Genomic DNA, 6,003 nt, shown 5'->3' on the forward strand with positions numbered 1-6,003 from the left:
TTGGAATCCTCGCTGGCAAAGACGTCGCTGACGAAAATGCCGGACGCTTTGAGTTTCTCCAGATCCCCTGCCGGCATCGGTTCGACCGGCGGCAGAACTTCACCGTGCCCGATCCCTGTATTCAACAACTGATTGCGACCTAAATCGCGCAGGACGATGATCCGGTCCGTCCCTTCGACCAGGCTGAGCGCCTCGCCGCGAAAGGTTTCCAGATCGCCATTGGCCAGAGCAGGCGATTTCGACAGACCGTTGAGAGTCGTTTGAAGATTGGCTAGTTCGCCCTCGACAACGAGCGAAACCTGCCGGGCGGTTTGGCGAGCGTCCTGGTCGAAGCGGGACCGCTCATGCACAGCATATTGGACCAGCAGATAGGCCGCGAAGAGCCAGACCGGTATCACCGCGGCCGCGATCAGACCAAGCAGGTGCGATCGAGCTGATCGACGAGGCAAAATGCTGTTTCCCCTGCCGCCTCAGAAAACCTGGCCAACCATAATCGCAAGCCGGTGAACAGCAAGCATTAGTTCAAGCTAGAGCGGCCGCGGCAGTCGAGAGAAATTCGACCCGCCGATAAACGGACTGATCCCCACAAATAATGCGTCGGACCGGCCCCTCGGGTTTGCGTGAGAATGATCCGTTGGGGCCGGTTCGCGTCGAAGCCGTAATTTTTTACCGAGGGCCAGCCTTTCGGAATTTCATCCCTGTCTAAGTCTATAATATTAGTGGACTTTAATCCTCGGCCCCTCCCTCAGGGCTGGCAATCGAAGCTGTGCCCTCTGTTTCAAAGGATTAAGATACCATGCGAAAACTGATTTCCGCTGCCCTTGTCGGGCTTGCCCTGGCGGCCAGCTCCGCCGCAGCGCTTGCCGCCGACAAGAAAGTCGTCATCGCCTACCAGACGGGTGCCAATCCGTACAATCTCGGCATTGCCAATGGCGATCTTGCCAAGAAGACCGGCTGGGACATCGAATTCCGCCGCTTCAATTCAGGCGCCGACATCTTCGCCGCCATCGCATCCGGCGACGTCCAGATCGGTGATGTCGGATCGAGCCCGTTCGCGGCCGCCGTCAGCAGGGGCATCGACGTGAAGGCGTTCTACATCTCCTCGGTCTCTCGTGACGGCGAAGCCCTGGTGGTGCGGCCCGAGATCAAGTCGCCGGCCGACTTGCGGGGCAAGAAGCTCGCCGCAGCACCCGTCTCGACTGACCATTACCAGCTTCTCGCCGTACTCAAGCAGGAAGGCATCACGGAGAAGGAAACCCAGGTCATCGCCATTCCTCAGCCCGAAATCGTCGCGGCCTGGAAGCGCGGTGACATCGATGGCGCCTTCGTCTGGGATCCGGCACTCTCCGAACTCAAGAAGAACGGCAAGGTCCTGCTCACAGCCGGCCAGGTCGCTGATCGCGGCGCTCCGACCTTCAGCGCACTTGTCGTGACCGGCGATTTTGCCAAGGCCAATCCCGACTTCCTCGGCCAGTATGTGCGGCTGATCGACGGCTACACGACGTCATACCTGACCAACCCGGCTTCCTGGGGACCGGACTCCGAGAGCGCCAAGGCGATCGCCAAATTGCAGGGCGGCACGGCGGCCGAGAATTCGGAGCAGTTGAAGACGACGGTGGTTCCGCCGCTCGACGAACAGGCTTCCGACAAATGGCTGGGCGGTGGCGACAAGAGCGCTGTCGCGAAAATCCTCAAGGACACTGCGGGCTTCCTGAAGGACCAGAAGAAGATCACCGCCATCAAGGACAGCTACGCCTCAGCCGCCGATCCGCAATATGCGGAGGCCGCCAAGGCTTCCAACTAAAAGTCCTTGAACGACATTCGGCTCTGGCTGGCGGCAATCTCGCCAGCCAGGCTTGCCTGGAGGCCACCATGCTTCGAATTCGCGACGCCAGCGTCACCTTTCCAGCTTCCGACGGCCAGGACGTTCACGCGCTCGATCACGTCTCGCTCGACATTGCACCTGATTCCATTGTCGTCGCCGTCGGTGCTTCCGGGTGCGGCAAGTCGACATTGCTCAACGCGATCGCCGGCTTCCTGCCGCTCACCCAGGGCACGATCACTCTGGATGGAAAGGAGATTGTCGCCCCCGGCGGCGATCGTGGTGTCGTCTTCCAGAAGGATACCTTGTTGCCCTGGGCCAATGTGCTGGACAACGTTGCTCTCGGCCTGAAATACCGGGGCGTGCCGCGCAGTGAACGCCATGAGCGATCGAGGCGTCTGCTGGAACTGGTCGGGCTCGCCGATTTCGCCGAAAAGCCGCCCTATGAACTGTCCGGCGGCATGCGCCAGCGCGTCGGCATCGCGCGAGCCCTGGCCACCGATCCGAAGATCCTGCTGATGGACGAGCCGTTCGGCGCCCTCGACAGCCTGACGCGCGAGACAATGCAGCAGCTTCTGGCCTCGGTCTGGGCCAAGACCGGCAAGCAGATCCTGTTCATCACCCATTCCATAGAGGAAGCCCTCACGCTCGGCACGACCATCGTTGTGATGTCGCCTCGGCCTGGCCGTATCGTTGCCCGGTTCGAGGCCGATTTCGTCCGCGAGTTTGCCAGGAGCGGCGACATCGGGCCGATCCAGTCCCACCCGCGTTTCATTGAACTGCGTCAGGAAATCCGCTCGCTGATCCACCAGCCGGAAGGCGCCCGCACAGGAACCTTGCAATGACGCTTGCCGCCAATTCCCCGACTTCGTTCCCACCTTCGACGACCCAGCGCAGGCCTTCCCTCCGGCCACGCCGATCCGCGTCGACAGGCACGCTCGGCATAAGCCTGGTCACGCTGGCTGCACTGATCGCGTTGTGGTTCATCGCCGCGCGCTTTGGCTGGGCGTCGCCGCTGTTCCTGCCGTCGCCAGCCGAGGTGCTGACCCAGTTCAGCGCCGTCTGGGCCGACGGTTATGCCAACGGCACGCTTCTCGACCACACACTGGCAAGCCTGGGCCGTATCGCCGCGGCGCTCGGCGTCGGCATTTTCCTGGGCATTCCGCTCGGCCTGCTGATGGGCCTCAATCGTTGGGTCAAGGGCATCTTCAGCGTGCCGATCGATCTCTACTGGGGCTTGCCGCCGCTGGCCTACCTGCCCCTGCTGATCATCTGGCTGGGCATCGGCGAGACTTCCAAGATCGTGCTCCTGTCGCTGTCAACCTTTGCCCCAATCTGCTTTGCCGCACAGGCCGGTGTCCGGTCAGTGCCGGCTGAACGCATCAATGCCGCGCTGTCGCTCGGCGCCAGCCGGCTGCAACTGTTCACCAGCATCATCCTGCCGTCCGCATTGCCGGAAATCATGACCGGCTTGAAGATTGCCATCGGTGCCGGATTGTCGACGCTGGTCGCGGCCGAGCTTATCGCGGCCCAGTCAGGCCTTGGCTACATGATCATGTCGGCCGCCAATTTCCTCGCCACCGACGTCGTCTTCGTCGGCCTCATCGTCATCGCCATCCTTGCCTTTGCGTTCACCAGCGGCATGCGCTGGCTGGAGCACCGTCTCATCCCCTGGAAGGGCAAGCTCTGACGCTTGCCTGCCCACACATTCCACATCGCTGAAGGAACAATCCGATGCCCAGCAAGCCGCTCGACCTCTACTGGTACCTGCCGACGCATGGCGATGGACCGTATCTCGGCACCGACGAGCGGCACCGCCCGGCAACCTTCGGCTATCTCAAGGAGATCGCCCAGGCCGCCGACCGGCTTGGCTTCAAGGGCGTGCTGCTGCCCACCGGGACGCGGTGTGAGGACGCCTGGATCGTGGCGGCCGGGCTGATCCCGCTCACCGAACGGCTGAAGTTCCTCGTCGCACTTCGGCCGGGCAGCGGAACACCGGCCCTGTTTGCCCGTCATGCCGCCACCCTGGACCGCATCTCCGGCGGCCGCGTCCTGCTCAATGTCGTCACCGGCGCGGATCCAGCCGACCTCGCCGGCGACGGCAACAAGCTCAGCCATGACGAGCGCTATGCCCAAACCGACGAGTTCCTGACCATTTGGCGGCKGATACTTTCGGGTGAGCCAGCGGATTTCGAGGGCAAGTACCTTTCTGCCCACGGCACCGACATTTCCTTCCCGCCGGTTCAGCAACCCCATCCGCCACTCTGGTTCGGAGGCTCTTCCGACGCCGGCATTGCAATCGCCGCCAAGCATGTGGACGCCTATCTGAGCTGGGGCGAACCGGTGGACCAGCTTGCCGAGAAGATCGATCGCGTGAGGAAAGCAACGGCTGCACAAGGCCGCACGATCCGTTTCGGCCTTCGCATTCATCTGATCGTACGCGAAACGGAGGATGAGGCCTGGGCTGCCGCTGACCGGCTGATCAGCCACGTCACCGACGACCTGATCGCCGAAGCCCAGAACGGATTTGTCCACATCTCGGAATCCGTTGGGCAGAAGCGCATGTCGGCACTTCATCAGGGCCGGCGCGACCGGCTGGTTGTCGGTCCGAATCTGTGGGCTGGACCTGGGCTGGTGCGTGGCGGCGCGGGAACGGCGCTGGTCGGCAATCCCGACAATGTTGCTGCGCGCATACGTGAGTATCAGGACATCGGCATCGAAACGATCATCGCGTCCGGCTACCCGCACCTGGAAGAGGCGTTCAACGTCGCCGAACTGCTTTTCCCCAAACTCGGGTTGAGTGGCGAAGCCGCACCCGTGGAGCGTAGCTGGGACGTCGAGTTCGGACGCGGTGTGCCTTCCAAGGTCGCAGCATCCGCATCGTAACGTCCTGTCTGCTCCGCGCTCCGAACAGCCACACCTACTGGTAACATCGAAGGACTGAGATCAGGCCGGCAGCAGACCGGCGCTTTGGGGGAATGTAGCATCCCAGTGGACAGTCCGCAGCTTGCGGACTCCGTCCCGCGGTGGGACATCCGTCAACTCGAGGCGAATGGCCCGCATTTGCCAAACCTGCCAAAGTCGAAATTTCGACCCGCCACCCCTTCCAGACCTTGACGAAAATTGGTGCGCCTGTTTGAGACCGGGGCAATGGGGATATTTGCTCCATGGGGAGAAGAGCAAGCGGTGGGCAAGCTGGTGAAGCGCGTTTTTCGATTGCTTGCCGCGATGATCATGGCGTCCGGGGTGACCGGCTGCACAAGCATTTCCTACTACGCGCAGTCGTTGGAAGGTCATGTGCAGATCATGGCGGCGCGCGAAGATGTTGGAAAACTGATCCATGATCCTTCCACGCCCGAGGCATTGCGCACCAAGTTGACGTCGGCGAGCGCCATACGACGGTTTGCCACAGATGAACTGGCACTGCCCGAAAACAACAGCTACCGCAGCTATGTTGACATCGGTCGGGACGCTGTGACCTGGGCCGTTTTTGCGGCGCCACAATTCTCCCTGACGCCGCGAACCTGGTGCTTTCCGGTTTTCGGCTGCGTGCCGTACCGGGGTTACTTTGCTCGGAAATCCGCGACTGACACCGCTGTCGAGCTTCATCGACAGGGGCTGGACGTCTATGTCACAGGCATCACCGCCTATTCCACACTGGGCTGGTCCAGTGACCCGCTGCTAAGCACCATGCTTCGTCAGGATGACACGTATCTCGCAAGCCTTGTCTTTCATGAGCTGGCGCATCAGCGCATCTATGTGCATGACGATTCCGCATTCAATGAGGCTTTCGCGGTTGCCGTCGAAACCACCGGCGTAAGGAAATGGCTGCGCGCTGCTGGCGATCGCGCCGGATTGCGCCGCTACGAAGCCGATCGCAAGCGCCGAGCCGATTTTCTTGGACTGCTGTCGAAAACGCGGGACGAGTTGGGGCAGGTCTATGCAAGTCCCCGTACCCCGGAGCAGATGGCGGCTGCCAAGGCAGCCACGATCGACAAGCTCCGGACGCGCTACAGGCAAATGCGCGACAGGCGCTGGGGCGGATACCGGGGGTACGACGCGTGGTTCGATGCCCCGATCAACAACGCAAAGCTCGCCGCGACCGCTGTCTATGGCGAACAGGTTCCGGCGTTTCTTCGCTTGTTCGATTTGTGCTCCGGCGACTATCCAAGGTTCTACGC

At 61.8% G+C, this 6,003-nt stretch carries 5 protein-coding genes and 1 pseudogene; 5 read left to right on the forward strand and 1 reads right to left on the reverse strand.

The annotated features are described in order from the left end of the window. Window positions 1–449, reverse strand: a pseudogene (locus ACXJ7R_RS22595) (sensor histidine kinase); the annotation flags it as partial. 347 nt (window positions 450–796) lie between these two features. Between ACXJ7R_RS22595 and tauA the strand changes: the two are divergent. The 5 genes from tauA to ACXJ7R_RS22620 all read left to right on the forward strand — a co-directional run. Further along, complete coding sequence (tauA, locus tag ACXJ7R_RS22600) at window positions 797–1,804, forward strand: taurine ABC transporter substrate-binding protein (RefSeq protein ID WP_457153789.1); 1,008 nt, start codon at window positions 797–799, stop codon at window positions 1,802–1,804. Between the two features lie 68 nt (window positions 1,805–1,872). Then, window positions 1,873–2,667 (forward strand): taurine ABC transporter ATP-binding protein, encoded by a 795-nt coding sequence (locus ACXJ7R_RS22605; RefSeq protein ID WP_457153790.1) that lies wholly within the window; start codon window positions 1,873–1,875, stop codon window positions 2,665–2,667. Further along, window positions 2,664–3,512: an ABC transporter permease subunit gene (locus tag ACXJ7R_RS22610; protein ID WP_457153791.1), complete on the forward strand. Its 849-nt coding sequence runs from the start codon at window positions 2,664–2,666 to the stop codon at window positions 3,510–3,512. Before ACXJ7R_RS22605 ends, ACXJ7R_RS22610 begins: the two co-directional genes overlap by 4 nt. Window positions 3,513–3,556: 44 nt before the next feature. After that, complete coding sequence (gene ssuD, locus ACXJ7R_RS22615; protein WP_457153792.1) at window positions 3,557–4,708, forward strand: FMNH2-dependent alkanesulfonate monooxygenase; 1,152 nt, start codon at window positions 3,557–3,559, stop codon at window positions 4,706–4,708. 348 nt (window positions 4,709–5,056) lie between these two features. Beyond that, window positions 5,057–6,003 (forward strand): aminopeptidase (locus tag ACXJ7R_RS22620; protein WP_457153793.1); only part of this gene is annotated, 947 nt, incomplete at its 3' end.

It is taken from the genome of Mesorhizobium sp. P5_C1, assembly GCF_054049815.1.

Bases quoted from the DNA above. Each gene is read 5' to 3' on its own strand.
- ACXJ7R_RS22605 (WP_457153790.1), top strand. From the start codon at position 1,873: ATGCTTCGAATTCGCGACGCCAGCGTCACCTTTCCAGCTTCCGACGGC.
- tauA (WP_457153789.1), top strand. From the start codon at position 797: ATGCGAAAACTGATTTCCGCTGCCCTTGTCGGGCTTGCCCTGGCGGCC.
- ACXJ7R_RS22610 (WP_457153791.1), top strand. From the start codon at position 2,664: ATGACGCTTGCCGCCAATTCCCCGACTTCGTTCCCACCTTCGACGACC.